24 protein-coding genes are annotated in these 26,369 nt (G+C 63.5%); 20 read left to right on the top strand and 4 right to left on the bottom strand.

From position 1 onward, the window contains the following. Position 1: 1 nt before the first annotated feature. The 4 genes from BJ122_RS10240 (at position 2) to BJ122_RS10255 (ending at position 3,741) form a co-directional block, all read left to right on the top strand. Entirely contained in the window at positions 2-1,354 is a 1,353-nt protein-coding gene (locus BJ122_RS10240) for a BCD family MFS transporter (RefSeq protein ID WP_110780936.1), read from the top strand. After that, the gene (locus BJ122_RS10245; protein WP_110780937.1) at positions 1,351-2,556 is read left to right on the top strand and encodes a geranylgeranyl diphosphate reductase; all 1,206 of its coding nucleotides are present in this window, start codon (positions 1,351-1,353) and stop codon (positions 2,554-2,556) included. The genes BJ122_RS10240 and BJ122_RS10245 overlap by 4 nt, the downstream gene beginning before the upstream one ends. 8 nt (positions 2,557-2,564) lie before the next feature. Continuing rightward, the gene (locus BJ122_RS10250) at positions 2,565-3,047 is read left to right on the top strand and encodes a TspO/MBR family protein (RefSeq protein WP_110780964.1); all 483 of its coding nucleotides are present in this window, start codon (positions 2,565-2,567) and stop codon (positions 3,045-3,047) included. Positions 3,048-3,474: 427 nt separating this feature from the next. Further along, a complete protein-coding gene (locus BJ122_RS10255; protein WP_103011424.1) occupies positions 3,475-3,741 on the top strand; it encodes a hypothetical protein in 267 nt (88 codons plus the stop codon). A gap of 37 nt (positions 3,742-3,778) precedes the next feature. On the opposite strand, the gene BJ122_RS10260 is transcribed toward BJ122_RS10255, so the two are convergent. The 3 genes from BJ122_RS10260 to BJ122_RS10270 all read right to left on the bottom strand — a co-directional run bounded on the left by BJ122_RS10260 (position 3,779) and on the right by BJ122_RS10270 (position 6,019). Next, positions 3,779-4,204 (bottom strand): c-type cytochrome, encoded by a 426-nt coding sequence (locus BJ122_RS10260; protein WP_110780938.1) that lies wholly within the window; start codon positions 4,202-4,204, stop codon positions 3,779-3,781. 272 nt (positions 4,205-4,476) lie between these two features. Next, positions 4,477-5,211, bottom strand: coding sequence for a biliverdin-producing heme oxygenase (locus BJ122_RS10265; RefSeq protein ID WP_347337806.1), 735 nt, complete (start codon positions 5,209-5,211; stop codon positions 4,477-4,479). A gap of 22 nt (positions 5,212-5,233) precedes the next feature. Then, positions 5,234-6,019 (bottom strand): cobalamin B12-binding domain-containing protein, encoded by a 786-nt coding sequence (locus tag BJ122_RS10270; protein WP_181418923.1) that lies wholly within the window; start codon positions 6,017-6,019, stop codon positions 5,234-5,236. A gap of 379 nt (positions 6,020-6,398) precedes the next feature. On the opposite strand from BJ122_RS10270, the gene bchF reads away from it, so the two are divergent. The 13 genes from bchF to puhE are packed head-to-tail and all read left to right on the top strand — an operon-like array spanning position 6,399 to position 21,058. Further along, the gene (gene bchF / locus BJ122_RS10275; protein WP_245407689.1) at positions 6,399-6,965 is read left to right on the top strand and encodes a 2-vinyl bacteriochlorophyllide hydratase; all 567 of its coding nucleotides are present in this window, start codon (positions 6,399-6,401) and stop codon (positions 6,963-6,965) included. Beyond that, positions 6,962-8,251 (top strand): ferredoxin:protochlorophyllide reductase (ATP-dependent) subunit N, encoded by a 1,290-nt coding sequence (locus BJ122_RS10280; protein WP_110780940.1) that lies wholly within the window; start codon positions 6,962-6,964, stop codon positions 8,249-8,251. The genes bchF and BJ122_RS10280 overlap by 4 nt, the downstream gene beginning before the upstream one ends. A gap of 1 nt (position 8,252) precedes the next feature. Further along, the gene (bchB, locus tag BJ122_RS10285; RefSeq protein ID WP_110780941.1) at positions 8,253-9,854 is read left to right on the top strand and encodes a ferredoxin:protochlorophyllide reductase (ATP-dependent) subunit B; all 1,602 of its coding nucleotides are present in this window, start codon (positions 8,253-8,255) and stop codon (positions 9,852-9,854) included. Beyond that, positions 9,829-13,575, top strand: a complete 3,747-nt coding sequence (locus tag BJ122_RS10290) for a magnesium chelatase subunit H (protein ID WP_110780942.1) — start codon at positions 9,829-9,831, stop codon at positions 13,573-13,575. Before bchB ends, BJ122_RS10290 begins: the two co-directional genes overlap by 26 nt. Further along, positions 13,572-14,513 carry a ferredoxin:protochlorophyllide reductase (ATP-dependent) iron-sulfur ATP-binding protein gene (gene bchL, locus BJ122_RS10295; RefSeq protein ID WP_103011419.1) on the top strand — a complete coding sequence of 314 codons (942 nt, stop codon included), beginning with the start codon at positions 13,572-13,574 and terminating at the stop codon, positions 14,511-14,513. The genes BJ122_RS10290 and bchL overlap by 4 nt, the downstream gene beginning before the upstream one ends. After that, positions 14,513-15,214 carry a magnesium protoporphyrin IX methyltransferase gene (gene bchM / locus BJ122_RS10300; RefSeq protein WP_110780943.1) on the top strand — a complete coding sequence of 234 codons (702 nt, stop codon included), beginning with the start codon at positions 14,513-14,515 and terminating at the stop codon, positions 15,212-15,214. The genes bchL and bchM overlap by 1 nt, the downstream gene beginning before the upstream one ends. After that, on the top strand, positions 15,211-16,644 hold the full coding sequence (locus BJ122_RS10305) for a PucC family protein (RefSeq protein WP_110780944.1): 1,434 nt from the start codon (positions 15,211-15,213) through the stop codon (positions 16,642-16,644). The genes bchM and BJ122_RS10305 overlap by 4 nt, the downstream gene beginning before the upstream one ends. A gap of 19 nt (positions 16,645-16,663) precedes the next feature. Next, entirely contained in the window at positions 16,664-17,431 is a 768-nt protein-coding gene (puhA, locus tag BJ122_RS10310) for a photosynthetic reaction center subunit H (RefSeq protein WP_110780945.1), read from the top strand. Continuing rightward, the gene (gene puhB, locus BJ122_RS10315; RefSeq protein WP_110780946.1) at positions 17,428-18,090 is read left to right on the top strand and encodes a photosynthetic complex putative assembly protein PuhB; all 663 of its coding nucleotides are present in this window, start codon (positions 17,428-17,430) and stop codon (positions 18,088-18,090) included. Before puhA ends, puhB begins: the two co-directional genes overlap by 4 nt. A 14-nt stretch (positions 18,091-18,104) precedes the next feature. Next, on the top strand, positions 18,105-18,572 hold the full coding sequence (puhC, locus tag BJ122_RS10320) for a photosynthetic complex assembly protein PuhC (protein WP_110780947.1): 468 nt from the start codon (positions 18,105-18,107) through the stop codon (positions 18,570-18,572). Continuing rightward, positions 18,569-18,865, top strand: coding sequence for a hypothetical protein (locus BJ122_RS10325; protein WP_110780948.1), 297 nt, complete (start codon positions 18,569-18,571; stop codon positions 18,863-18,865). Before puhC ends, BJ122_RS10325 begins: the two co-directional genes overlap by 4 nt. Then, positions 18,865-19,968 carry a magnesium-protoporphyrin IX monomethyl ester (oxidative) cyclase gene (gene acsF / locus BJ122_RS10330; RefSeq protein ID WP_430694771.1) on the top strand — a complete coding sequence of 368 codons (1,104 nt, stop codon included), beginning with the start codon at positions 18,865-18,867 and terminating at the stop codon, positions 19,966-19,968. Before BJ122_RS10325 ends, acsF begins: the two co-directional genes overlap by 1 nt. Positions 19,969-19,981: 13 nt before the next feature. Further along, positions 19,982-21,058, top strand: coding sequence for a putative photosynthetic complex assembly protein PuhE (gene puhE / locus BJ122_RS10335; protein WP_110780950.1), 1,077 nt, complete (start codon positions 19,982-19,984; stop codon positions 21,056-21,058). 618 nt (positions 21,059-21,676) lie between these two features. Here puhE and BJ122_RS10340 read toward each other — a convergent pair. Continuing rightward, on the bottom strand, positions 21,677-22,639 hold the full coding sequence (locus BJ122_RS10340) for a LysR family transcriptional regulator (protein WP_110780951.1): 963 nt from the start codon (positions 22,637-22,639) through the stop codon (positions 21,677-21,679). Between the two features lie 157 nt (positions 22,640-22,796). On the opposite strand from BJ122_RS10340, the gene BJ122_RS10345 reads away from it, so the two are divergent. From BJ122_RS10345 to cbbX, 3 genes are read left to right on the top strand one after another with little or no spacing between them, the layout of a single operon-like run. Next, on the top strand, positions 22,797-24,254 hold the full coding sequence (locus tag BJ122_RS10345) for a form I ribulose bisphosphate carboxylase large subunit (RefSeq protein WP_027279563.1): 1,458 nt from the start codon (positions 22,797-22,799) through the stop codon (positions 24,252-24,254). Between the two features lie 11 nt (positions 24,255-24,265). Further along, on the top strand, positions 24,266-24,691 hold the full coding sequence (locus BJ122_RS10350; protein ID WP_103011411.1) for a ribulose bisphosphate carboxylase small subunit: 426 nt from the start codon (positions 24,266-24,268) through the stop codon (positions 24,689-24,691). Beyond that, a complete protein-coding gene (gene cbbX / locus BJ122_RS10355; protein WP_110780952.1) occupies positions 24,688-25,611 on the top strand; it encodes a CbbX protein in 924 nt (307 codons plus the stop codon). Before BJ122_RS10350 ends, cbbX begins: the two co-directional genes overlap by 4 nt. Positions 25,612-26,369 lie beyond the last annotated feature (758 nt).

The raw sequence follows: 26,369 nt of genomic DNA on the forward strand, positions 1-26,369 counted from the left end.
CATGACGCGACCGCTGTCCTGGCTGGGTATCGTTCGCATGGGGCTGGTCCAAACTGGACTGGGCGCCATCGTGGTGTTGACCACTTCAACGCTCAATCGCGTGATGGTCGTCGAACTGGCGCTGCCGGCCATGCTGCCGGGCGCGCTGGTGGCCATTCACTACGCGCTGCAAGTGTTCCGTCCGGCCTGGGGCCACGGCTCCGATGTCGGCGCACGTCGCACGCCCTGGATTGTCGGCGGCATGGCGGTGCTGGCGGTCGGCGGGTTTCTGGCGGCGGTGGCCACGGCCTGGATGGCGACCGAACCGCTGTTCGGTGTGCTGCTCTCGATTGTCGCGTTCTGCCTGATCGGCGGCGGCGTCGGTGCCGCGGGCACCTCGCTGCTGGTGCTGCTGGCGCAGCGCACCGATGAAAGCCGGCGCGCTGCGGCGGCGACCATCGTCTGGGTGATGATGATTGCGGGCTTCATCGTCACCACCGCGGTTGCCGGCCAGATGCTCGATCCGTTCTCGCCGTCGCGGCTGGTGATGGTGTCGGGCTGCGTGTCGGTGGCCGCGATGCTGCTCACCGTGATCGGCGTCTGGGGCGTCGAGCGCGCCAAGCCGGCGCCGCAGCGTCCGGCTCCGGTGCGCTCGGGTGAGGAACGCTCGTTCCGCGCGGCGTTCGCCGAAGTCTGGTCAGAGCCGCAGTCGCGGCGCTTTGCGATCTTCGTGTTTGTGTCGATGCTGGCTTACAGCGCGCAGGATCTGATCCTGGAGCCGTTCGCCGGCCTGGTGTTCGCGTTCACGCCCGGCGAGACCACCAAGCTCTCGAGCGTGCAGCACGCCGGCACCTTGATCGGCATGTCGATGGTGCCGTTGATCGGTGCGGTGTTCCCGCGCTCGCGCGGCAATCTGCGGCTGTGGACCATTGGCGGCTGTATTGCTTCGGCGCTGGCGCTGATCGGCCTTGCCGTCGGCGCGCTGGTCGGCACGTCGTGGCCGCTGCGCGCCAACGTGTTCGCGCTCGGCGTCACCAACGGCGCTTATGCGGTCGCCGCGATCGGCTCGATGATGGCGCTGGTTAACAACGGCAATGAAAACCGCGAAGGCGTGCGCATGGGGCTGTGGGGCGCCGCGCAAGCGCTGGCTTTCGGCATCGGCGGGTTCGTCGGCACGCTGGCGAGCGATCTGGCTCGCCTCGTGCTGTCGTCGCCGGCGCTGTCCTATTCGACTGTGTTCGCAAGCGAAGCTGGTTTGTTCGTTCTGTCGGCGATCATGGCGGTCTGGGTGCATCGCGCCCAGGCCAAGACCGCGCAACGTTCCAAGAATGGTGACGGGGCACCTTCTCCCGCTGTTGCTGAGGCAATCACATGACATCGAACTCTGAGACCTATGACGTCGTGGTCGTGGGCGGCGGTCCCGCCGGTGCGACGGCGGCGAATGATCTCGCTAAGGACGGTCGCAAAGTCGTGCTGCTCGACCGGGCAGGGCGTATCAAGCCCTGCGGCGGTGCGATCCCGCCGCGCGCGATCCGCGACTTCGCCATCCCCGATCATATGCTGGTCGCCAAGATTACCTCGGCGCGCATGATCTCGCCGTCCGATCATCGCGTCGATATGCCGATCGATGGCGGTTTCGTCGGCATGGTCGATCGCGCCGAATTCGATGAATGGCTGCGCCAGCGCGCCGCCGATAACGGCGCCGAACGCCGCACCGGCGTCTACAAGCGCATCCAGCATCAGGACGACGGCACCTCGCTGGTGTTTTACGAAGAACGCGGCGCCAATGGTGCCACTGTCGAACAATCGATCCGCACCCGCGCCGTGATCGGCGCCGATGGCGCGCTGTCGATGGTCGCGCGGCAATGCGTGCCGGGCGCCGATCAGGTGCCGTTCGTGTTCGCCTATCACGAGATCGTCCGGGCGCCGCAGGTGCCGGTCGGCGAAGTGTACGATCCGCATCGCTGCGACGTGTATTACCGCGGCACGGTGTCGCCCGACTTTTATGGCTGGGTGTTCCCGCATGGTCAGACCGTGAGCATCGGCACCGGTTCGATGCACAAGGGGTTCTCGCTGCGCGAATCGGTGGAAGCGCTGCGCAAGGTGGCCGGGCTCGGCGAGGTCGAGACCATCCGCAAGGAAGGCGCGCCGATCCCGCTGCATCCGCTGGCGCGTTGGGATGACGGCCGCAATGTGTTGCTGGCTGGCGACGCCGCTGGCGTGGTGGCGCCTGCGTCGGGCGAGGGCATCTACTACGCGCTGCTCGGCGGCCGGCTCGCGGCCGATGCGGTCGACCAGTTCCTGGAAACCGGCGATGTCGCGGCGCTCGCCACCGCGCGCAAGCGCTTCATGCGCGCCAACGGCACGGTGTTCTGGATCCTCGGCCTGATGCAGAAATACTGGTACTCGAACGATAAGCGCCGCGAACAGTTCGTCAGCATCTGCCACGATCGCGATGTGCAGAAGCTGACCTGGGACGCTTACATGAACAAGAAGCTGGTCCGGTCGAAGCCGATCGCGCACGTCCGGATCTTCTTCAAGAACCTGGCTCACATGACTGGATTGGCATCTGCCTAATGTTGACCATGCGACGAATCTCCTGGCAATCCGTGCTGGTTGCGGCCAGCGCTGCAACCCTGGTCGGCACGCTCGGTGGCGTGCTGACCGATACTGGGGTCTGGTATCAGAGCCTGACCAAGCCCTCTTGGCAGCCGCCGGACTGGGCGTTCGCGCCCGCCTGGACGCTGATCTTCGTGCTGGCGGCGGTCTCGGCGATTTATGCTTGGCGCGATGCCTATACGCCGGCGCAGCGCCGCTGGGTGGTGGTGCTATTCACGCTCAATGCCGTGCTCAACTCGCTGTGGAGCACGTTGTTCTTCGTCGTGAAACGTCCCGATTGGGCGCTGATCGAGGTGGCGCTGCTGTGGCTGTCGGTGCTGCTGCCGATCATCGTATTCTGGAGCCGCTCGCGGACTGCGAGCCTGTATCTCATTCCCTATCTGGCTTGGGTGTCGTTCGCGGCGTTCTTGAACTACACGGTTGCCCAGCTGAACGCGCCGTTCGCCTGACGAGGCGACAGCTGCCGCTGTAGTATGAGCGGTAAATTTGTTTGAAGATGCCCGCGCTGGTCGCGGGCATCGTCGTTTTGGACCATCGGCGACTGATACCAACCCTACGCGGGTCATGGCCGGGCTCGGCCCGGCCATCCACGTCTCTGATCTTGCGACGATTTTAAGACGTGGATACCCGCGACAAGCGCGGGTATGACGGTCATTTGTACGACCCGTTGGCATGTGAGCCGCTTCGGGTCTGATGGCAACAGCGCCGCAACGCGAACTTGATGGCATGACGCGGTTTCTTGATGCGAACCGGGCTCCATTTCGCTCGCAAACGCGATAAACACACCAGATCAAAGACGTCGAGCGGCGCGACCAGCCCGGCCATAGCGCCAAAGTGGTGGGAGCTACGCATCGCTGCTTGTGGGGGCGGGTGTTGATGGCTGAACTGTTTGAAAGTGGCCGGCTGATCGATCTGATCCTGATCGTGGTCGTGATCGAGGCGGTGTTTCTGATCGGCACCTGGCATTACGCCAAGCGCGGCGTGCGCCCGGGCGATTTTCTGCCAAATCTGATTTCTGGGGCGCTGATGCTGCTGGCGCTGCGCCTGACTTTGGGCGGCGCTGGCTGGCTTGCGCCCACGCTCTGCCTGTCGGCGGCCGGTTTGGCCCATCTCTACGACATCGGCCGACGCTGGCGGAGCTAGCGTCGGCCGATTTCAGATCGACAAAGAATGTCGAAACTTACTTGAACGTCGCGATATAAGCCGCGACATCCTTGCGCTGCTGTTCGTCAGCCAGCTTGAAGGTCATCTTGGTCACGCCGACAGCCTTGTCAGCCTGGCCCTTGTCGGTCAGGTACTTCTTCAGGAAGGCGTTCGGATCGGGCAGATATTCCACGATCTTTTCCTCGGTCCAAACCAGACCGGCTTCACCAACGGCCTTGTTCAGCGGCGAATAAGCAAAGCCAGGAGCGGTGCCGGTCTTACGGCCGACGACGCCGGTCAGCACCGGGCCAACCAGGTTCTTCGCATCCGGGCCGATACGGTGGCAGGTCATGCACTGCTTGAACACCGCTGCACCCTTGGCGGCGTCTTGCGCCACGGCCGCGCCGCTCGACAACGAGCCGGCCACGGCAAGCGCCATGATCGTCACGATTTTCTTAACCACGTCTCTCTCCATGATCTCGCATTGGCTCAGCGAACGACTCGGCATGAGAATGCATAACAGGAAACATAAAAACCTGTTCCCCTGACGCTGTAAAGCCGTATTGACATATCAGAGGTGGGGCAACAGAGATACATTCATCGACTTAGCACATTGACTTAGCGCAATGTTGGGTGCGGCTGGCGTCAGCGGCAATAGTTAACCACGCCGATCCATCGCCACTGGCCTCGCCGAGCAGATAGCAGTCAGACCACGGCTTCTGGAAGCGCGGCGCGTCAGTCGCCGCCCTGCGGCACCAACCGCGGCAATAGCTGGCTGCGCACCGCCATCGACAAAGCAATGTTGTGGGAAAAAGCCAGCGCGCCTTCTTCGATCAGTGCCTCTGGATGAACGACCGCGGCTGCGGCGCGCTGCAATGCCTCGCGGTAGTCGCGTTTCAGCGCGGCCGCATCAAGGTTGCCGGGGAATTCATACATCGACAGGTGTTCTGGTTTCAGCCCGAACGATTTCACCAGCAGCTGCCGCAGAATCTGGCCGCCGCTGAGATCGCCGAGATAGCGCGTATAGGCATGGGCGATCAGCAGCGCGCCATCGCCGTCCGCAACCTGCGCTAGTCGCCGCGCGTAACGTTCGCCCTCTGGCAGCAGCGGCAGCGATGCTGTCCAATCGCATCCGGCGAGTTCGTTGAGGTCATGTGCAATCGCGCCAGCGCGACCAAAGTGGTAGCCGCTCAGCAGGCCAACGGCCGGGCTGCCACAATGGCGCTCCAGTCCCTGTTCAAGCGCTTGATAGACCGGTTGCAGGTTGCGCAACAATAACAACAGGCCGTCGCGTGTTGCCGTCCCGCGCAGGATCGCGGCGAGAATGCCGGTCTTCTCGGCCTGCAAATGCAGCACGCGGGTGCGTTGATAGAGCTGGGTGAGCACGTCATCGGCGCCGCGCTGCTCAGCGAGCGAGGCGGGGCGGTCGGAAGCTGCGGCCATGATCGGCGCCTTCCAGCGCATTGGCATTGCGGCGGGTGGACCGAGCCCGTCAACGTTTGTTGTTATTCAGCTTGCTGCGGTCCTTGATCACTTCGAGCAGCGCTGTAGCGTGTCGCGCGGCGATCGTGACGTCAAGCGACACCATGTCGGCGCCGACCGTGGCGGCAATGCCAGGGCGCTCGCGCACCATCTGGCCGCCGAGCATCACACCGAGCTGCCGGTTGCAGGAATGCTGGCGCAGCGCGGCGATGTCGCCGGCCAAATCGTCGAGCGCGCGGTCCGACGACACCGAGAAGCCGGCGACGTCGAACCATTGTTCCGCAACGAGCCCGCTCAGGTCAGCGCGCGTCGCCATCGGGGCGATGTGCAGATGCCAGCCGGCGCGCCGAAAATATTCGGCGGCGATGAATAGCCCAAAACTGTGCTGGTCGCCTGGCGAGGTTGCCAGCAGTGCCGAGGCCGCGCCACCGGCGCTGCCATCGTCCAGGTTATGACCGGCGCAATGGTGCAACAGCCGTTGCAGCCGGCTGACGCCGATGGTGACGCTGGCGAAGTCGATGGTATCAGCTTCCCACATGCGACCGAGCCGCCGCGCCGCCGACGCCAGCAATTGCAGCAGGATGGCGTCCTCGCTGGCGCCCTGGGCGCGCAGGCCGGCGACAAAGGCCGCCGGGGCATCGTCATCGGTGCCGAGCACCAGATTGACCAGGTGGGCGACGTGCTCGGCGCTCGGCTCGCACCGGGGCACGGCACTGCCGAGCCCGGAGCGGAACGCCGACGCGATCCTGGGCAGGATCTTGCTCTTGAGCGTGCGCACCATGGCGCTGGCCGTCATGGTGTCACGTAACCGCCAGGGGGCGAAAGGATCGTCACGGCTCTGTCCGGGGGCGACTGATTGACCACGCGCACGCACACGACCAGTCACCGATAGTTGATGATCGAATTCATCACCCATCTGGATACCCTTTTGTGTGAATTCTCGGCCGGAAAGGCTCCCAACCGTCAAGTTTAATTTACGTACCGTTTGGTTGACAGTCGATATGCCCGCGACTAGGTTTTCGTCGTTCAGCCGCAGTAGGAGTGACGCGGTGCACCGTCCAAAACACTCTAATTTCGATCCGGCTGAGGACGGTGCGCAATCACCAGATCTCCCCCTCCGCAGTCAGGTGGTATCGCACCACCGTGACGCTTTGGTGTCAAACAAACTTTACGAAATGGTCGATCACACTGATGCAGGCTCCGTGAAGTCGGAGACCGCGGTTGCCAACGCGCCGTCACACCATTCATCCGCCCATCCGCGATCAAAGGCGCTCTACACGCCAGAGCAGCGCGTGAAACGCGATGCAACGAAGTGGACGCTGGTCCAGGGCATTCTGGCCCCACTTCAGTTTTTGATCTTCCTCATAAGCCTGGGCTTGGTGATCCGCTACCTTCTCACCGGCGAGGGCTTCGTCATTGCGACGTGGTCGATCGTTATCAAGACGCTGGTGCTGTATACGATCATGATTACAGGCGCGATTTGGGAACGTGTGGTGTTTGGCTGCTACCTGTTTGCGCCAGCATTCTTCTGGGAAGATGTGTTCAGCTTCCTCGTTCTCACCCTGCATACCGCTTATCTGGTGATGCTGTTCGGGGGCTTCGGCTCGCCGGAGCAGCAGATGTGGGTCGCGCTCGCGGCTTACGCCGCTTACGTCATCAATGCCGGTCAGTTCCTGCTGAAACTGCGTGCGGCGCGGCTCGATGAGCAGCGCGCCAACGCGCAGGCCGGAGGACGGGCATGACCGTACAGCTTCAGGGGTGTGCGGCGCCCGCGGCGCAGGATTTGGCTGCGCCCGCAGTTCGTCATGAGCGCGGTCAGCACGAAGTGTTTTGCGGCCTGACCGGTATCGTCTGGCTGCATCGCAAGATTCAGGATGCCTTCTTCCTGGTGGTGGGGTCGCGCACCTGTGCGCATCTCATTCAATCCGCGGCCGGCGTGATGATCTTCGCTGAGCCGCGCTTTGGCACCGCGATCATGGAAGAGAAGGATCTCGCCGGTCTCACCGACGCCAATGACGAGCTCGATCGGATCGTGACGCAGCTGATTGCGCGTCGCCCCGACATCAAGCTGTTGTTCCTGGTCGGTTCGTGCCCGTCGGAAGTGATCAAGCTCGATCTGTCGCGGGCTGCGCTGCGGCTGTCCAAGCGGTTCATGCCGCAGGTTCGCGTGCTGAGCTATACCGGCAGCGGCCTGGAAACCACCTTCACCCAGGGCGAAGATGCCTGCCTGGCGTCGCTGGTGCCGGAGCTGCCGGCTTCGACCAGCACCGAGACCTCGCTGCTGGTGGTCGGTTCGCTGGCCGATGTGGTCGAGGATCAGTTCATCCGCATCTTCGACGCGCTTGGTATCAAGTCGGTGCAGTTCCTGCCGCCGCGCAATTCCGCTTCGCTGCCGTCGGTTGGTCCCAACACCAAATTCCTGCTGGCACAGCCGTTTTTGGCGGACACCGCGCGCGAGCTTGAGAATCGTGGCGCGACCCGCTTGTCGGCGCCGTTCCCGCTTGGTGTTGAAGGCACCACGGCTTGGCTGCGCGCCGCCGCCGATGCGTTCGGCGTCGATGCGGCGTTGTTCGACAAGGTTACTCAGCCGGCGCGCTCGCGTGCCGAGCGTGCGCTGGAGAATTTCCGTCAGGATCTCGCCGGCCGCCGCATCTTCTTCTTCCCGGATTCTCAGCTTGAGATTCCGCTGGCGCGCTTCCTGTCGCGCGAGCTGTCGATGCAGCTTGTCGAAGTGGGCACGCCCTATCTGCATCGCGAGCACCTTGCGGAAGAGCTGAAGCTGCTTCCGGCCGGCGTAGCGATCACCGAAGGTCAGGATGTCGATCTGCAGCTCGATCGCTGCCGTGCCGCCCGTCCCGATCTGGCGGTGTGCGGCCTTGGTCTCGCTAACCCGTTGGAAGCCGAAGGTATGACGACCAAGTGGGCGATTGAACTCGTGTTCACGCCGATCCAAGGATACGATCAAGCGTCCGATCTTGCGGAATTGTTCGCGCGCCCGCTGGTGCGTCGCGCCAAGCTGGTGGCCTGATATGCAGCTCACCGTCTGGACATATGAAGGTCCTCCGCATGTCGGCGCGATGCGCGTTGCCACGGGCATGGAAGGCCTGCACTACGTGCTGCACGCGCCGCAGGGCGACACCTACGCCGATCTGCTGTTCACGATGATTGAGCGCCGCAATCAGCGGCCGCCGGTCACCTACACGACTTTTGCCGCGCGCGATCTCGGCAAGGACACCGCCGAATTGTTCAAGACCGCGGCGCGCGGCGCTTATGAGCGCTTCAAGCCGCAGGCGATGATCGTCGGTGCCTCGTGCACTGGCTCGCTGATTCAGGACGATCCGGGCGGGCTCGCCAAGGCGCTGTCGCTGCCGGTGCCGGTCGTCACCGTCGATCTGCCGGCCTATCAGCGCAAAGAAAACTGGGGCGCGGCCGAGACCTTCTATCAGCTGACCCGCGCGCTGGCTGGGCCGAACGCCCCGCCGCCGGGCAGCCAGCGTCCGGCGCGTCCGGCCGGGCAGCGCCCGACCTGCAATCTGCTCGGACCGACCGCGCTCGGCTTCCGTCATCGCGACGACGTGCGCGAAATCACCATGCTGCTCAATCAGCTTGGCATCGACGTCAACGTCACCGCGCCGATGGGCGCGACGCCGGCCGATCTGGCGCGGCTTGGCGACGCCGATTTCAACGTGGTGATGTATCCGGAAATCGCCTCGCTGGCGGCGTCCTGGCTGGCGCGCATGTTCCATCAGCCGTTCACCAAGGTGGTGCCGATCGGCGTGTCGGCGACCCGCGAATTCATCAAGGAAGTCGCGGCGCTGGCCGGTGTCGATCCGGAGCCGGTGCTGAAGAGCGCGTCCTCGCGCCTGACCTGGTACTCGCATTCGGTCGACTCGACCTACCTGACCAACAAGCGCGTGTTCATCTTCGGCGACGCCACCCACGTCGTCGCCGCGGCGCGGATCGCGTCGCAGGAAATCGGCTTCAAGGTGGTTGGTCTTGGCACTTACAGCCGCGAATTCGGCCGTGAGATCCGCGAAGCCGCCAAGCTGTATGATGTCGAGCCGCTGATCACCGACGATTACCTCGAAGTCGAGGCCAAGGTGGCGGAGCTGCATCCCGAGCTGGTGCTCGGCACGCAGATGGAACGGCACATCGCCAAGCGGCTCGGCGTTCCGTGCGCGGTGATTTCGGCACCGGTGCACGTTCAGGATTTTCCGGCGCGCTACGCGCCGCAAATGGGTTTCGAAGGCGCTAATGTGATCTTCGATACCTGGGTTCACCCGCTCATGATGGGTCTCGAGGAGCATCTGTTGCAGATGTTCCGCGACGACTTCGAGTTCAAGGACGGGGCGATGCCCTCGCATCTTGGTCATGCGCCGGCGGTCGAAGTGACCGCTCCCGCCGTGGCCCCGGATGTGGCGATCGCGGAAGTTACCACGACGACCGTCACGACCGAGACCACAACAACCACGGTGGTCTGGGCCGCGGACGCGGAGAAAGAACTACGTAAGATTCCGTTCTTCGTTCGCGGGAAAGCCCGCCGAAACACCGAGCGCTATGCCAGCGAAATCGGTGTGGCCACCATAACCGTCGAGACATTGTACGATGCCAAAGCGCACTTCTCCCGCTGACGCAACGCCCTTGCGGGTCGTCATCGTTACGATGGACAGTCATCTGTCCGGTGCGGCCGCGCGTGCCCGGAATTTGTTGCGTCGCGACTATCCCGGAATCGAGCTGACGGTCCACTCCGCTGACGAGTGGGGGACCGATCAGGCCGCACTCGGCCGCTGTCTGGCCGATATCGAGACCGGCGACATCGTGATCGCGACGATGCTGTTCCTGGACGAGCACGTCCGCGCCGTGATGCCGGCGCTCAAGGCGCGGCGGATGGATTGCGACGCGCTGATCTGCTGCATGTCGGCGGCCGAAGTGGTCAAGCTGACGCGGGTCGGCAAGTTCGACATGAGCGCGGAAGCGCTCGGCATGATCAACTGGCTGAAGAAGCTGCGCGGCAAGAAGACCGAAAACAGCGCCGGCAAGGGCGAGATGAAGATGCTGCGCCAGCTGCCGAAGCTGCTGCGCTTCATTCCCGGCACCGCGCAGGACATGCGCGCCTACTTCCTGACGCTGCAGTACTGGCTGGCGGGTTCGGAACAGAACATCGCCAACATGGTGCGGCTGCTGGTCGATCGTTACGCCAGCGGCCCGCGCAAGGCGCTGCGCGGCGTGGCCAAGGTCGAGCCGCCGATCGATTACGCCGAGATCGGCATCTATCACCCCAAGGTGAAGGGCCATATTTCGGAATCGCTCGACAAGCTGCCGCCCGGCCCGGCCAATGCGCAGGGCACCGTCGGCGTGCTGCTGCTGCGTTCCTATCTGCTGGCCGGCAACACCGGTCACTATGACGGCATGATCGAAGCGTTCGAGGCCAAGGGGCTGCGGGTCATCCCGGTGTTCGCCTCGGGTCTTGATCAGCGTCCGGCGATCGAGCGGTTCTTCATGAAGAACGGCCGCCCGACCGTCGACGCCGTGGTGTCGCTCACCGGCTTCTCGCTGGTTGGCGGCCCGGCCTACAACGACTCCAAGGCGGCCGAAGAGATTTTGTCGACGCTCGACGTGCCGTATCTGTCGGCGCATCCGGTGGAATTCCAGACGCTGGAACAGTGGGCGTCGTCGGACCGCGGCCTGATGCCGGTGGAAAGCACCATCATGGTGGCGATCCCCGAGCTCGACGGCTGCTCGAACCCGACCGTCTATGGCGGCCGGTCCGATTGCAGCGGCGTGGCCTGCCCGGGCTGCGAACGGTTCTGCAAGTTCAGCCGCAACGACAATGGCGGCGACATGTATGTCTGCGCCGAGCGCGCCGAGATGCTGGCCGCCCGTACCGCCCGCCTGGTGGCGCTGCGCCGCAGCCAGCGCGCGGAACGCAAGGTCGCGATCGTGCTGTTCAACTTCCCGCCGAATGCCGGCAACACCGGCACCGCGGCGTTCCTGTCGGTGTTCGAGTCGCTGCACAATACGCTGAAGGCGCTGAAGGCCGAGGGGTATCAGGTCGATGTGCCTGAAACTTCCGATGAGCTGCGCGAGCGGATCATCACCGGCAACGCCTCGCGCTATGGTGCCGACGCCAACGTCTACACCCGGATCATGGCCGGCGATCACGTCAAGGCCGAGCGCTATCTGCGCGAGATCGAAGAGCAGTGGGGTCCGGCGCCCGGCCGGCAGCAGAGCGACGGTTCGTCGATCTTCGTGCTGGGCGAGCGGTTCGGCAATGTGTTCGTCGGTGTGCAGCCGGCCTTCGGTTACGAAGGCGACCCGATGCGCCTCTTGTTCGAAAAGGGCTTTGCCCCGACCCACGCATTCTCGGCGTTCTATCGCTGGATCAAGGAAGATTTCGGCGCCCATGCCGTGCTGCATTTCGGAACCCACGGCGCGCTGGAATTCATGCCTGGCAAGCAGACCGGCCTGTCCGGCACCTGCTGGCCGGATCGCATGATCGGCGATCTGCCGAACATGTATCTGTACGCCTCCAACAACCCGTCGGAAGGCGCGATCGCCAAGCGCCGCTCGGCGGCGACCCTGATCAGCTATCTGACGCCGCCGGTGGCGCATGCCGGTCTCTATCGCGGGCTGCTCGAGCTGAAATCCTCGATCGAGCGCTGGCGCGGCCTGACGCCGGAAGAAGAGACCGAACGCACCAACCTTGCGGTGCTGGTGCAGGCGCAAGCCAGCGGCCTCGATCTCGCCCCGGCCGAACCGGCCTGGACCGCCGAGGAAGCCGAAACGGCGATTGCCAAGCTCGCGGATGCGGTGCTCGAAATGGAGTACGCGCTGATCCCGCACGGCCTGCACATCGTCGGCAGCGTGCCGTCGGAAGCCGAGCGCGTGGAAACGCTCGAGGCGGTCGCCGATGCGCTGTACGGCAAGCGTCCCGAGAAGTCGGCGCTGGAAGCGCTGGTGCGTGGCGGCCATCCCGAGCATCTGTCGGGCAATGGTCCGGAAGCCGAATCCAATCTGGAAATGCTGCGCGAACTCGTGCGGATCGATCGGCTGCTGGCCGTCGATCACGAGGTTGCCAGCATCCTGAAGGCGCTCGACGGCAAGTTCATTGCCCCGGCGCCGGGCGGCGACCTGCTGCGCACGCCGGCAATTCTGCCGACCGGCCGCAACCTGCACGGCTTCGATCCGTTCCGCATTCCGAGCGCCTACGCGCTGCAGGACGGCGCCCAGCAGGCTCAGCGCCTGATCGACAAGCATATCGCCGAGGGCAATGCGTTGCCCGAGACCGTGGCGATCGTGCTGTGGGGTACCGACAACCTGAAGAACGAAGGCGCGCCGATCGGGCAGGCGCTGGCGCTGATGGGAGCGCGTCCGCGCTTCGACAGCTACGGCCGCCTCGCCGGTGCCGACCTCATTCCGCTCGACGAGCTGAAGCGGCCGCGCATCGACGTGATCATCACCATGTCGGGCATCTTCCGCGACCTGCTGCCGCTGCAGATCAAGCTTTTGGCCGAGGCCGCCTATATGGCCGCCACCGCCGATGAGCCGGTCGAGCAGAACTTTGTGCGCAAGCACTCGCTGGCCTATCAGGCCGAGCACAATTGCGACATGGAGACCGCCTCGCTGCGCGTGTTCGGCAATGCCGACGGCGCTTACGGCTCCAACGTCAACCACCTGGTGGAAAACAGCCGCTGGGAAGACGAAGACGAGCTGGCGGAAACCTATACCCGCCGCAAGAGCTTCGCTTACGGCCTCAAGGGCAAGCCGGTGCAACAGGCCGACCTGCTCAAGAGCGCGCTGGCCGACGTTGATCTGGCTTACCAGAACCTCGATTCGGTCGAGCTCGGCGTCACCACCGTCGATCACTACTTCGACACGCTGGGCGGCATCAGCCGCGCGGTGCGCCGCGCCAAGGGCGGCGAAGCGGCGCCGGTCTATATCGGCGACCAGACTCGCGGTGCCGGCACGGTGCGAACCTTGTCGGAACAGGTGGCGCTCGAAACCCGCACCCGCATGCTCAATCCGAAATGGTATGAAGGCATGCTGAAGCACGGTTACGAGGGCGTGCGCCAGATTGAAGAGCACGTCACCAACACCATGGGATGGTCGGCCACCACCGGCGAAGTGGCGCCGTGGGTGTACCGTCAGCTTACTGAAACATTTATTCTTGACCCCGAAATGCGAGCGCGCCTCGCAGCCCTCAATCCGGTGGCGTCGGCGAAGGTCGCCAACCGCCTGATCGAAGCGCACGAGCGCAATTACTGGTCGCCAGACCCGGAGATGCTCGAAGTCCTGCGCAAGGCGGGTGAAGAGCTTGAGGATCGCCTCGAAGGCGTAGGAGTTGCTGCATGAACATTGTGACCAATCCGTCATCGCTGAAGACTGGGTCCGGCTGTGCCGATGCCAACGAGACCAAGTGTCTGGAAGGCGACGGTGAGGGGAGCGTTCAGGTGCAGCTCGATCCCGATCTGAAGATCGGCACCGCCAAGGTGTTCTCGATCTACGGCAAGGGCGGCATCGGCAAGAGCACCACCTCGTCGAATCTGGCGGTGGCGTTTTCCAAGCTCGGCAAGCGCGTGCTGCAGATCGGCTGCGACCCCAAGCACGATTCGACCTTCACGCTGACCAAGCGTCTGATTCCGACCGTGATCGACGTACTGGAATCGGTGAACTTCCACGCTGAGGAACTGCGCCCCGAAGATTTCGTGTTCGAGGGCTACAATGGCGTGATGTGCCTGGAAGCCGGCGGCCCGCCCGCGGGAACCGGCTGCGGCGGCTATGTGGTCGGCCAGACCGTCAAGCTGCTCAAGGAACATCATCTGCTCGAAGATACCGACGTGGTGATCTTCGACGTGCTCGGCGACGTGGTGTGCGGCGGTTTTGCTGCACCGCTGCAACATTCCGACCGCGCGATGATCGTCACCGCCAACGATTTCGATTCGATTTTCGCGGCTAACCGCATCGTGGCGGCGATTACCGCCAAGTCGAAGAACTACGGTGTCCGGGTCGGGGGTGTGATCGCCAATCGCAGCGATGCCACTGATCAGATCGACAAATTTGCCGAGCGCGCCGGCATCCAGCGGGTCGCTCACTTCCCCGCGCTCGATGTCATTCGCAAGAGCCGGTTGAAGAAGTCCACCCTGTTTGAGATGGATCATTCCCCTGAGCTCAAAAAAGTGCAGGAAGAGTATATGCGGCTCGCGACCGAACTCTGGGAAGGGAAGGAACTCCCGAGCCAGGGTAAGGCGCTCAAGGATCGCGAAATCTTCGATCTGTTGGGATTCGATTGATGTCCGTGGGCAGCTACACACAGCGGCGAGGTGAGCTCGAAACTTACTTCGACCGGACCGCCGCTGATAATTGGGCGCGTCTGACCTCGGACGCGCCGGTGAGCGGTATTCGTGCGACGGTTCGTGCCGGCCGCGACGAAATGCGCAACACGTTGCTGTCGTGGCTGCCGGCCGACATGACCGGCACCCGGCTGCTCGACGCCGGCTGCGGCACCTGCGCGCTGACCTTCGAGGCGGCGCGCCGTGGTGCGCAGGTGCTGGCGATCGACCTGTCGCCGACCCTGGTGCAGGTGGCGCGCGAGCGGCTGCCGGAAGACATCGACCCGGCGCTGATCGATTTCCGCTCCGGCGACATGCTCGATCCGGAACTCGGCCGCTTCGACTTCGTGGTGGCGATGGATTCGCTGATCCACTACCTCGCCGAAGACATTTGCCGCATTCTGGCGACGCTGGCCTCGCGTACCGAACGCTCGATGGCGGTGACCTTTGCGCCGAAGACCCCGGCGCTGGCGCTGATGCACTTCGTCGGCGGGTTCTTCCCGCGCGGCGACCGTGCGCCGGCGATCGAGCCGGTGGCAGCCAAGAAATTGCTGAAGCTGGTGGCCGCTGATCCGGCGCTGCAGTCGTGGCAGCCGGGCCGCACCCATCGGGTCAGCCGTGGTTTCTACACGTCTCAAGCGTTGGAGATTGTGCCGCGATGAAGCAGGCGGTTGCCAGTGCTGCAAAGGGCTGGATGCGGATTGGAAGCCGCTTCCTGCCGTTTGCCGATGCTGCAACCAAGGAGCTTCCGCTCGGCCGTCTGATGCGGCTGTCGCTGTTCCAGGTGTCAGTCGGCGCGTCGATCGTGCTGCTCAACGGCACGCTCAACCGCGTGATGATCGTCGAGCTCGGCGTCTCGACCCTTTTGGTGTCGCTGATGGTGTCGCTGCCGCTGCTGGTGGCGCCGTTCCGCGTGCTGATCGGCTTCAAGTCCGACAACCACCGCTCGGTGCTCGGTTGGCGCCGCGTGCCCTATATCTGGATGGGTACGCTGCTGCAGTTCGGCGGCTATGCCATCATGCCGTTCGCGCTGCTGGTGCTGTCGGGCCAGGGCGCTTATCCCGCCGTGTATGGCCAGATCGGCGCCGCGCTGGCGTTCCTGATGGTTGGCGCCGGCCTGCACACCACCCAGACCGCGGGCCTCGCCCTTGCTACCGATCTCGCGCCGGAAGAGTCCCGGCCGCGCGTGGTGGCGTTTCTGTACGTGATGCTGCTGATCGGCATGGTCGGCAGCGCGATGATTTTCAGCGAGCTGCTCACCGATTTCAGCGAAATGAAGCTGATCCAGGTGATCCAGGGCGTCGCCGTGGCGCAGTTCGCGCTCAACGTGATCGCGCTGTGGAAGCAGGAAGCGCGCAATCCGTCGCTGACCTCGGCCAAGGGCGAGCGTCCGAAGTTTGCGCAGGCCTGGTCGCAGTTCCGGCTGTCCGGTGGCAGCACGAGGATGCTGGTTGCGGTCGGTCTCGGCACGCTGGCGTTTTCGATGCAGGACATTCTGCTCGAGCCCTATGGCGCCGAAGTGCTGCATCTGACGGTCGGCCAGACCACGGCGCTGACCGCGTTCTTCGCGCTCGGCACGCTCGCAGGGTTCGGCATCGCCGCCCGCGCGCTCGGACGCCGTGCCGATCCTTATCGTCTTGCAGGTTTTGGCGCGTTGGCGGGTGTATTCGCGTTTGCCATCGTGCTGTTCGCCGCGCCCGTGCAATCGGCGCTGCTGTTCCGGATCGGCACTGCGCTGGTCGGGTTCGGCGGTGGTCTGTTCGCGGCCGGTACGCTGACCGCCGCAATGGCGCTTGCCAAAGATGGCCAGAGCGGTCTCGCGCTCGGAGCGTGGAGCGCCGTTCAGGCGACTGCGGCGGGCGGCGGAATTGCGCTTGGTGGCGGCATCCGTGACTTGGTGTCGTCGCTGGCGTCCAACGGAATGTTCGGCAGTACTCTTGCGAGTCCGTCGACTGGATACAGTGCGGTCTATCAAATCGAGATCGTGCTGCTGTTCGCTACTCTGGTTGCGATCGGCCCTCTCGTGCGCAAAGCACGCGGGAGCAGTTCACAACCGTCTCCCCGATTCGGCTTAGCCGAATTCCCAGGTTAACCAAAAGCGAGGTCGTTCCATGCAACCCGGTGCTTATATGGACGTAGCACAAGTTACGCTCTACGTTTTCTGGATCTTCTTCGCGGCGCTGATCTTCTATCTCCGCCGCGAAGACAAGCGCGAGGGCTATCCGCTGGTTTCGGATGCCGGTGGTCGCCGCCCGGTTTATGGCATTCCTACTCCGCCGGAAGACAAAACCTTCCTGCTGCGTGGCGGCAAGACCGTCGTGGCTCCGGCCCGTCAGAACGACCGTGGCGACGCCCCGGTGGCTCCGACCGCTCCGTGGCCGGGTGCTCCGTACGTCCCGACTGGCAACCCGTATGTCGACGGCGTCGGCCCGGGCTCCTATGCCAACCGTGAAGACGTTCCGGAACTGACCCTGGACGACCAGCCGATCATCGTTCCGCTGCGCGTTGCCAAGGGCATCACCCTGGATCCGCGCGATCCGGATCCGCGTGGCATGAAGGTCGTCGGTTGCGACGGTCAGGTCGGCGGCACCGTGGTGGAAGCCTGGGTAGACCGTGCCGAAGCGCTGATCCGTTACCTCGAAGTCGAGGTGAAGGGCGCCCGTGGCACCAAGCGCATCCTGCTGCCGCTGCCGTTCGCTCTCGTGAACCGTCCGAAGGGCTACGTTTCGGTCGACGCGATCCGCGGTGCGCAGTTCGCTGACGCCCCGACCACTGCGAAGGCTGACCAGGTCACCAAGCGTGAAGAAGATCGCATCGTCGGCTTCTTCGGTGCTGGTACCCTGTACGCCACCCCGGAACGTTCGGAGTCGATCGTATGACGCAAGACCGTAACCAGCTTCATGAACTTCCCGCTCCGTTGCCGGAGGGGGAGCGCGTGATCTGGCAGGGCAGGCCGTCTCTTAAAGGCCTCGCCCTACGGTCGTTCCATGTCAGGGAGGCCGGCATTTATGTCGGCCTTCTCCTGGCCTGGAAAGGTTGGTCGACCTGGTCCGCGGGCGCACCTGCTGCTGACATCGCTGTGGCAATCGCGTGGGTGCTGATTCTCAGCGCGGGCGGCATCGGCCTGCTGGTGCTGTTGGCTTGGCAGTTTCGCCGGGCGAGCTGCTACACGCTGACCAACAAGCGCATTCTGTTTCAGTTCGGCGCGGCTTTGCCGATGTCGATGAATATTCCGCTCACCAAGATTGCCAATGTCGATCTCAAGCTCCGTGGTGACGGCAGCGGGGATATCGCGATCAAGGTGATCGATACCAAACGAGTTCCGTTCGTCATGCTGTGGCCGCACATCCGGCCGTGGCGCCTGACGTCCCCCGAGCCGTCGATGGTCTCAGTGCCAGATGCGACTTCGGTCGCGGCGACGCTCACCGAAGCCTTGGCTGCGGTGCAGGCCTCGCAAGCTGAGCAGGTCGTTCAAGGCCCGAGCGACGATCCTTCCATCGATACGCTCGGAAACCCGCCCGCACCCGTCCCAGTCTGACCCGGAGGTCCCCGATGAAAGAAGCCGCCCACAACCACGAAATCTACATTCCGAAGGGCGCGCTGATTGCCGCCGGGGCTCTTGTGGTTTTCGCGCTGGTGGCGGTCGCAGCTTCCCGGCTGACCGGCGTGGGGCAGGTCAAGATGAATCCCCCGCCCGTGGTGCACAGCGTCGATCTGCGTTTTGAAGACGCGGCCGACGGCTCCGTGCTGGTCTATTCCGCTGCCGACAACAAACTGGTCGATTCGCTGGCTCCGGGCAGCAGCGGCTTTGTTCGTGTTGTGATGCGCGGCATGGCGCGTGAGCGCCGCCTCGCCGATGTTGGCAAGCAGCCGCCGTTCCGTCTGGCCCGCCATGAAAACGGTCAGCTCACGCTCACCGATACCGCCAATAACAAGGTCATTGATCTCAACGCCTTTGGCGCGACTAACCAGGCGGCGTTCGCCCGCCTCATCGATAAAACAAAGGACGGCTCGAAATGAGCCCGTTCGGGAAACGTTCAAGCTTCGAAGTACCTTGCACGGTCGACATCGAACAGACCGCCGACAGTTTCCATGCCCACGTCATTCTTGACGGGGACATCGAAATCCGTCCCGGCGACGAAGTCACCGTGCACGATGCGCCGACCGATATCGCATTCGGTGAGCGCGTCGTGGTGCGCCGCATGGCGACCGTGGTGCGCGCCGGTCTGATCGACCGGCTTCGCGCCCGCCTGCAAGGCTACCTGGAATTGACCGAGCTGTATGAAGTCAGTTTCTCGAACGGGAGGGTTTGATGATTCCCATGGAAGGCGGAAGTCAGGCCGAGTTACGGCCGAGTTCGCGTCCAGCAATCAAGGGCAGCGTCGATAGCCTCAATATCGCGAAAGAGGACACGATCCTCACGCCGCGCTTCTACACCACCGACTACGATGCGATGGACCGGCTCGATGTCAGCCTGGTGCGCGCCGAGTGGAATGCGATGATGAAGGAGCTGCGCGCCGACCATAACAAGTCGCATTTCAAGAAGCAGGACGAGTTCAACTACGATCTGGACCAGCTGCCGCCTGAACTGCGCAAGGAGTTCAAGGATTTTCTTGTCTCTTCGCTGACCGCTGAGTTTTCCGGCTGCGTGCTGTATTCCGAGATTAAGAAGCGGATCAAAAACAAAGAGATCCAGGAGCTGTTCGGCATGCTCAGCCGCGATGAGGCCCGGCATGCCGGCTTCATCAACGAGATCCTCAAGGATCACGGCATCGGCGTCGACCTCAGCTTCCTGACCAAGGTCAAGAAGTACACCTACTTCAAGCCGAAATTCATCTTCTACGCGACCTATCTGTCCGAGAAGATCGGTTATGCGCGCTACATCACCATCTATCGTCAGATGGAGCGCCATCCGGAACGTCAGTTCCATCCGATCTTTCGCTGGTTCGAGCGCTGGTGCAACGACGAGTTTCGGCATGGCGAAGCGTTCGCGCTGCTGATGCGCGCTGATCCGTCGCTGCTGCGCGGCTTCAATAAGCTCTGGATCCGCTTCTTCCTGCTCGCAGTGTTCGCTACAATGTATGTGCGTGACCACATGCGACCGGCCTTCCATCAGGCTCTCGGCATCGATGCGTCCGACTACGATCTGCAGGTGTTCCGGATCACCACCGAAATCTCTCGGCAAGTGTTCCCGGTGACCCTCAACATCGATGATCCGCGTTTCATGGCCGGGCTCGATCGGCTGTATCGGATCGCGGTGAAGATCGAGGATAGTCGCATCCAGGGCGGTGTGATGGGAGCGGTCAAGCGTCCGCTGCTGGCGGCGCGTGCGGCGCTCACTTTCGCCCGGCTGTACTTGCTGCCGGCCAAACGCAACGAATTGCCTCGCGAGATCGGTCTGCGACCGGCTTGGTGAGGGGAGTGATGACATGGCCCTATATCTTGGTCCACCGATCTATGCGGCGTTCGTATGGTGGTTCAGCACTGGGGCCGTGCTGCTGCTGATCGGCAGCGTCAGCCAATCGCGCAGCCTGCGGCTGGTGTTTGCCGGCGGGCTGCTGACCATTGCGCTGTGCGGCCTGTCGGTCACCGCCAATGACAGCAGCGTCGCGGCGGCCTACATGGCCTTCACCTGCATCATCTGTCTGTGGGGCGCGCAGGAAATCGCGTTCCTGTCGGGCTGGCTGACCGGGCCGCGCCCGGAACCGTGCCCGCCCGATGCGCAGGGCTTTATCCGCTTTGCCTATGCGGTGCAGGCGATTCTCTATCACGAGCTGTCGCTGCTGGTGTGCGGCGCGCTGGTGATCGCCTTGACCTGGAACGCCGACAATCAGGTCGGGCTGTGGACTTATGCCGCGCTGTATGTGCTGCGGCAGAGCGCTAAGCTCAATCTGTTCCTGGGCGTGCCGGTCACCAATGCTGAGCTGATGCCCGACAGCGTTCAGTTCCTGAAAACCTACTTCGCCCGCAAGCCGGTCAGTGCGTTTTTCCCACTGTCGGTGACGCTGGCGACTGCCGTGCTCGTCATCATGATTCAACGGATCGTCGAAGTCGCTGCGACGCCGTCAGATGTTGTGGGATTGACGCTGGTTTCGACACTGTTCGCACTCGGTGTCGTCGAACATTGGTTTATGCTGCTTCCGCTTCCCGCTTTGACGCTTTGGAGCTGGGGCATGCGTTCAGGTCTGCCGCCGGAGAACACCACCATGGAACCGAATCTTTCCGCAGATAACAGCACAGTCACGCAAGTTCAGCGTGCGACGCCCGAGATCGTCGAACCGATGCCTGCTGCAGCTGACGTGCGGCCGGCCGGGCAACCGCAGCTCGTCGTGGTGCAAAACACCCGCCAGGACGATGTGCCGGTGAAAAAGAGCAACTGTGCGCGCCAGCGTCTCGAAGACCAGTTCCGGCAGACCTTCCTGCAGCAGCATCCGCGCAGCGAGCTGGCGACCGCGGCACGGCTCGGCATCAACGAGCCGACCACGGTCAACAGCCGGGGCTCGTAACCCTCGCGGGGCCGCCATAGTCATCGCGCTGCCAAGTTGCGATGACGGCGCCGTCCCTTCGCGAAGCTTGGCCGCGACACGCGCCATGCGGCGCGCGTGTCCGGCACCGCAATCGGCGCGATCGCGCTGCGGTTTGGTGATCTCACACCGGTGATCTCACACCGCAGCGATTTTTTGAGACGGTCAGCCTCGGCCAACCGCCGCTGATAGCGTGCCGGCCTGACGGCGACACGATCGCTTCCCCACCATCGGCATGCTTGGGTGCACGGTCCGCGGCAGGACCGTTGTGGCCCAAGCTTCGCGGCAAGCTTGGCGGCCTTTGTGGCGCGCTCGCGCTGCTCTCATCGGCAGAGCACATGCTGCAGGCGAGTTCGGCGTGCTCAATCGCTTCTCATTCGAGAACATCCCGCGCATCTGAAGCCGTTGCAGGCAAGCGCCGCATCGGAGGGGTGATGGCGCTTCCGCAGAGCAGACTCTTTCCCTCCCCCTTGCGGGGAGGGTGGCCGGCCGTAAGGCCGGTCGGGTGGGGGTATCAATTCGCGCGCTTACGACTGCACATGATAACGACAGCCGACCACCGAGTTGACGATCGTGCTGCCCGGCCTGGCTCGACCGGCCTCAACCCCGCTTGGCCTTCTCCGCGGGGCGCTGCGTGCGGCCGCGCGGTTTGGGCAAAAATTGCGAGCCGCTGACGCTGAGAAAATCCAGCATGGCGCGCGCCGGCGGCAGCAGCACCTTGTCCTTGCGGGCCACCACGAACCATTGCCGCACCACCGGCAGCCCGACCACATCGAGAATCACCAGCCTTCGTTCGTCGAGTTCAGTGGCCACGGTGTGCGCCGAGATGAACGAGATGCCGAGCCCGGCGATCACCGCCTGTTTGATGGTCTCGTTGCTGCTCATCTCCATGCCGATCTCCGGCTGAATGCCGGCCGACTCGAACAGCTGCTCCATCAGGCTGCGGGTGCCTGATCCCGGCTCGCGGGTCAGGAAGGTTTCCTCGGCGAGCTTGCTGACCGGAATGCGCTGCTTTTTGGCAAAGGGATGCGCGGTTGGTGCGATGATGACATGCGGGTGGTCGCCGATCAGGTGCACGATCATGTCCATATCGACCGGCGGCCGGCCCATGATCGCGATGTCGAGATCGTAATTGCGCAGCGCGTTGCCCATGTCCTGGCGATTGCCGATCGAGAGCTGCACCTTCACCTTCGGGTGCATCTTCTGAAACGCGGATATGGCGTAGGGCACGAAATATTTTGCGGTCGAAACCGCGCCGATCGAGATCCGGCCCGCGGTCTTGCCGGCAATCATGTCGAGCGACGCTTCGCAGGCGCCGAGTGCGGCTTCGACGCGCTCGCTGAGCGCCAACACCTCGCGTCCGGCATCGGTCAGTAGCATGCCCTCGGTGGTGCGCTGGATCAGCGGCAGCCCGGCCAGTTCCTGCAGATTGCGCAGCTGCAGCGTCACCGCCGGTTGGGTGAGATGCAGCTTGTTGGCGGCGGCGGTGATGCTGCCATTGGCCGCCAGCGCGGCCAGCGCGCGCAATTGCCGGATCGAGACGGAACGGAACTGTTTGGCCATATAAGTGAAACTTTGCAAGACGCCAAGATATCTAAATTTCACTTATTCTGCGGGCCGCGTCAATATGCACCCATTCCCGCCGCGGCGATGCCCGGCGCTTTCCGAAAACCCCTCCAGATCACATCGCGGTCTGCAACAGCCTGCAAGGGAGAACGCCATGAATCAATCGATCACTGTCCGCGGCAAGGACCGCTACAAGTCGGGCGTGATGGAATACAAGAAGATGGGCTATTGGGAGCCGGATTACGAGCCCAAGGACACCGATGTCATCGCGCTGTTCCGCGTCACGCCGCAAGACGGCGTCGATCCGATCGAAGCGGCGGCGGCGGTCGCCGGCGAATCCTCGACCGCAACCTGGACCGTGGTCTGGACCGACCGCCTGACCGCGGCGGAAAAATATCGCGCCAAGTGCTATCGCGTCGATCCGGTGCCGAATTCGCCCGGCCAATACTTCGCCTACATCGCCTACGATCTCGATCTGTTCGAGCCCGGCTCGATCGCCAATCTGTCGGCGTCGATCATCGGCAATGTGTTCGGCTTCAAGCCACTCAAGGCGCTGCGGCTCGAGGACATGCGGCTGCCGGTCGCTTACGTCAAGACGTTCCAGGGCCCGGCCACCGGCATCGTGGTCGAGCGCGAGCGCATGGACAAGTTCGGCCGACCGCTGCTCGGCGCCACCGTCAAGCCGAAGCTCGGCCTGTCCGGCCGCAATTATGGCCGCGTGGTCTATGAAGCGCTCAAGGGCGGTCTCGACTTCACCAAGGACGACGAGAACATCAACTCGCAGCCGTTCATGCATTGGCGCGATCGCTTCTTGTACTGCATGGAAGCGGTCAACAAGGCGCAAGCCGCCAGCGGCGAGATCAAGGGCACCTATCTCAACGTCACCGCCGCGACCATGGAAGACATGTATGAGCGCGCCGAATTCGCCAAGGAACTCGGCTCAGTGATCGTGATGATCGACCTGGTGATCGGTTACACCGCGATCCAGTCGATGGCGAAATGGGCGCGCAAGAACGACATGATCCTGCATCTGCACCGCGCCGGTCACTCGACCTACACGCGGCAGCGCAGCCATGGCGTGTCGTTCCGCGTGATCGCCAAGTGGATGCGGCTCGCCGGTGTCGATCACATTCATGCCGGCACCGTGGTCGGCAAGCTGGAGGGCGATCCGAAGACCACCAAGGGCTACTACGACATCTGCCGCGAGGACTACAACCCGACCAATCTCGAGCACGGGCTGTTCTTCGATCAGCACTGGGCCAGCCTCAACAAGCTGATGCCGGTGGCGTCGGGTGGCATTCACGCCGGCCAGATGCACCAATTGCTCGATCTGCTCGGCGAGGACGTGGTGCTGCAATTCGGCGGCGGCACTATCGGCCATCCGATGGGTATCGCGGCCGGCGCCACCGCCAACCGCGTCGCGCTCGAGGCGATGATCCTCGCCCGCAACGAGGGCCGCGACTACGTCAATGAAGGGCCGGAGATTCTCGCCAAGGCGGCGCAGAACTGCACGCCTCTCAAGGCGGCGCTCGACACCTGGAAGGACGTCACCTTCAACTACGAATCCACCGATACCCCGGACTACGCGCCCACCGCCAGCGTGTCGATGTAAGGAGCCGCACCATGCGTATGACCCAAGGTTGTTTCTCGTATCTGCCAGACCTCACCGACGAGCAGATCACCAAGCAGATCCAATACGCGCTGTCGAAGGGCTGGGCGGTGAATATCGAGTTCACCGACGATCCGCATCCCCGCAACACCTATTGGGAGATGTGGGGCGTGCCGATGTTCGATCTGCAGGACGCCGCCGGCGTGATGATGGAGCTGAACGAATGCCGCAAGGTGTATGGCGATCGCTATATCCGGCTGTCGGCGTTCGACTCTAGCCATGGTTGGGAGTCGCTGCGGCTGTCGTTCATCGTCAACCGTCCCAAGGATGAGCCGGGCTTCCGCCTGGGTCGTCAGGAGATCGGCGGCCGGTCGCTCCGCTACACCACCGCGTCCTACGCGGTCGATCGTCCCGAGGGCACCCGCTACGGTGGCTCATGACGGAGCAAGTCGCACCGGACACTGTGACCGCGGCTGAGGCCGCGGTCGATCTCCGCAAGGAGTTTGCCGAGGTCGGCATCGGCGAGGTGCTCGATCAGCTCGACCGCGAGCTGATCGGCCTCAAGCCGGTGAAGACGCGAATTCGCGAGATCGCCTCGCTGCTGCTGATCGAGCGGCTGCGCAAGCGCATGGGCCTGACCACTGAAACGCCGACGCTGCACATGTCGTTCACCGGCAATCCCGGCACCGGCAAGACCACGGTCGCGCTGCGCATGGCGTCGATCCTGCACAAGCTCGGCTTCGTGCGCCGCGGCCATGTGGTATCGGTGACGCGCGACGAACTGGTCGGGCAATATATCGGCCACACCGCGCCCAAGACCAAGGAGGTGCTGAAAAAGGCGATGGGCGGCGTGCTGTTCATCGACGAAGCCTATTATCTCTATCGTCCGGAGAACGAGCGCGACTACGGCCAGGAAGCGATCGAGATTCTGCTGCAGGTGATGGAAAACCAGCGCGACGACCTGGTGGTGATCCTCGCCGGCTATGGCGATCGCATGGATCGGTTCTTCCAGAGCAATCCCGGCTTTCGCTCGCGGATCGCCCATCACATCGACTTCCCCGATTATAACGACGACGAGCTGCTGGCGATCGCCGAATTGATGCTGCACGACATGAACTACAAGTTCGATGCCGAGGCGCGTTCGGCGTTCGAGCGTTACATCGCTCTCCGCAAAACCCAGCCGCTATTCTCCAACGCCCGCTCGGTGCGCAATGCGCTTGATCGCATTCGGCTGCGGCAGGCCAATCGCCTGGTGTCCGATCTCGACCGGGTGCTCAGCGCCGACGACATCATGACGCTCGACGCCGCGGATGTGCTGGCGAGCCGGGTGTTTGAGAAAGGACCGGGCGGGGCAGGGTGAGGAGAGGGTGCGTCGGCGTGTGACGCAGCACTGGCGATGACGAACTGATCAGAGTTCGCCGTGATAGTGAGCTGTTTGATGTTATTGCGATGATGCTATCGGTGTCCCTCCCCCTAGCGGGGAGGGTCGGCCGAGCGCAGCGGAGGCCGGGGTGGGGGGCTGTGCGTGCTGACTGTGTGATGGACCCCCACCCGACCGGCCTTACGGCCGGCCACCCTCCCCGCAAGGGGGAGGGAGGAGTTCGTTGCGCGGCGCTCACTCTGGTCCGAAAGCGAAATCGCCTATTCGCGCTCGGCCAATAGTCCCGAACAAACAGCCCAGCCTTGCGATAGCTATCGCGTCATCAGCAGCGCCATCACCTCTCCCCGCAAGCGGGGAGAGGGAGCAGGTTGTGCAGGGCGGAAGCGCTGAGTGTGCTGACAGCGAGATGACCCCCACCCGACCGGCCTTACGGCCGGCCACCCTCCCCGCAAGGGGGAGGGAGGAGTTCGTTGCGCGGCGCTCACTCTGGTCCGAATGCGAAATCGCCTATTCGCGCTCGGCCAATAGTCCCGAACAAACAGCCCAGCCTTGCGATAGCTATTGCGTCATCAGCAGCGCCATCACCTCTCCCCGCGTGCGGGGAGAGGTCGTCCGGCGTCGCGTAGCGACAGCCGGGCGGGTGAGCGACTATCTGGTCTGTCAAGTTGCATAAGCGAACTGGGTACGCGCGTCGCGTGCTTTGGCGTTGAGGCGGACGAGAAGTTTGCGCGCCAGGG

The organism is Rhodopseudomonas faecalis (assembly GCF_003217325.1).
In the GTDB taxonomy this organism is placed as follows: Bacteria; Pseudomonadota; Alphaproteobacteria; order Rhizobiales; family Xanthobacteraceae; genus Rhodopseudomonas; species Rhodopseudomonas faecalis.

Excerpts from the sequence above, each read along its gene's own strand:
- BJ122_RS10240 (WP_110780936.1), top strand. The coding sequence starts at position 2 with ATGACGCGACCGCTGTCCTGGCTGGGTATCGTTCGCATGGGGCTGGTC.
- BJ122_RS10245 (WP_110780937.1), top strand. The coding sequence starts at position 1,351 with ATGACATCGAACTCTGAGACCTATGACGTCGTGGTCGTGGGCGGCGGT.
- BJ122_RS10250 (WP_110780964.1), top strand. The coding sequence starts at position 2,565 with ATGCGACGAATCTCCTGGCAATCCGTGCTGGTTGCGGCCAGCGCTGCA.
- BJ122_RS10255 (WP_103011424.1), top strand. The coding sequence starts at position 3,475 with ATGGCTGAACTGTTTGAAAGTGGCCGGCTGATCGATCTGATCCTGATC.
- BJ122_RS10265 (WP_347337806.1), bottom strand. The coding sequence starts at position 5,211 with ATGCCAATGCGCTGGAAGGCGCCGATCATGGCCGCAGCTTCCGACCGC.
- BJ122_RS10270 (WP_181418923.1), bottom strand. The coding sequence starts at position 6,019 with ATGACGGCCAGCGCCATGGTGCGCACGCTCAAGAGCAAGATCCTGCCC.
- bchF (WP_245407689.1), top strand. The coding sequence starts at position 6,399 with ATGGTCGATCACACTGATGCAGGCTCCGTGAAGTCGGAGACCGCGGTT.
- BJ122_RS10280 (WP_110780940.1), top strand. The coding sequence starts at position 6,962 with ATGACCGTACAGCTTCAGGGGTGTGCGGCGCCCGCGGCGCAGGATTTG.
- bchB (WP_110780941.1), top strand. The coding sequence starts at position 8,253 with ATGCAGCTCACCGTCTGGACATATGAAGGTCCTCCGCATGTCGGCGCG.
- BJ122_RS10290 (WP_110780942.1), top strand. The coding sequence starts at position 9,829 with ATGCCAAAGCGCACTTCTCCCGCTGACGCAACGCCCTTGCGGGTCGTC.
- bchL (WP_103011419.1), top strand. The coding sequence starts at position 13,572 with ATGAACATTGTGACCAATCCGTCATCGCTGAAGACTGGGTCCGGCTGT.
- bchM (WP_110780943.1), top strand. The coding sequence starts at position 14,513 with ATGTCCGTGGGCAGCTACACACAGCGGCGAGGTGAGCTCGAAACTTAC.
- BJ122_RS10305 (WP_110780944.1), top strand. The coding sequence starts at position 15,211 with ATGAAGCAGGCGGTTGCCAGTGCTGCAAAGGGCTGGATGCGGATTGGA.
- puhA (WP_110780945.1), top strand. The coding sequence starts at position 16,664 with ATGCAACCCGGTGCTTATATGGACGTAGCACAAGTTACGCTCTACGTT.
- puhB (WP_110780946.1), top strand. The coding sequence starts at position 17,428 with ATGACGCAAGACCGTAACCAGCTTCATGAACTTCCCGCTCCGTTGCCG.
- puhC (WP_110780947.1), top strand. The coding sequence starts at position 18,105 with ATGAAAGAAGCCGCCCACAACCACGAAATCTACATTCCGAAGGGCGCG.
- BJ122_RS10325 (WP_110780948.1), top strand. The coding sequence starts at position 18,569 with ATGAGCCCGTTCGGGAAACGTTCAAGCTTCGAAGTACCTTGCACGGTC.
- acsF (WP_430694771.1), top strand. The coding sequence starts at position 18,865 with ATGATTCCCATGGAAGGCGGAAGTCAGGCCGAGTTACGGCCGAGTTCG.
- puhE (WP_110780950.1), top strand. The coding sequence starts at position 19,982 with ATGGCCCTATATCTTGGTCCACCGATCTATGCGGCGTTCGTATGGTGG.
- BJ122_RS10340 (WP_110780951.1), bottom strand. The coding sequence starts at position 22,639 with ATGGCCAAACAGTTCCGTTCCGTCTCGATCCGGCAATTGCGCGCGCTG.
- BJ122_RS10345 (WP_027279563.1), top strand. The coding sequence starts at position 22,797 with ATGAATCAATCGATCACTGTCCGCGGCAAGGACCGCTACAAGTCGGGC.
- BJ122_RS10350 (WP_103011411.1), top strand. The coding sequence starts at position 24,266 with ATGCGTATGACCCAAGGTTGTTTCTCGTATCTGCCAGACCTCACCGAC.
- cbbX (WP_110780952.1), top strand. The coding sequence starts at position 24,688 with ATGACGGAGCAAGTCGCACCGGACACTGTGACCGCGGCTGAGGCCGCG.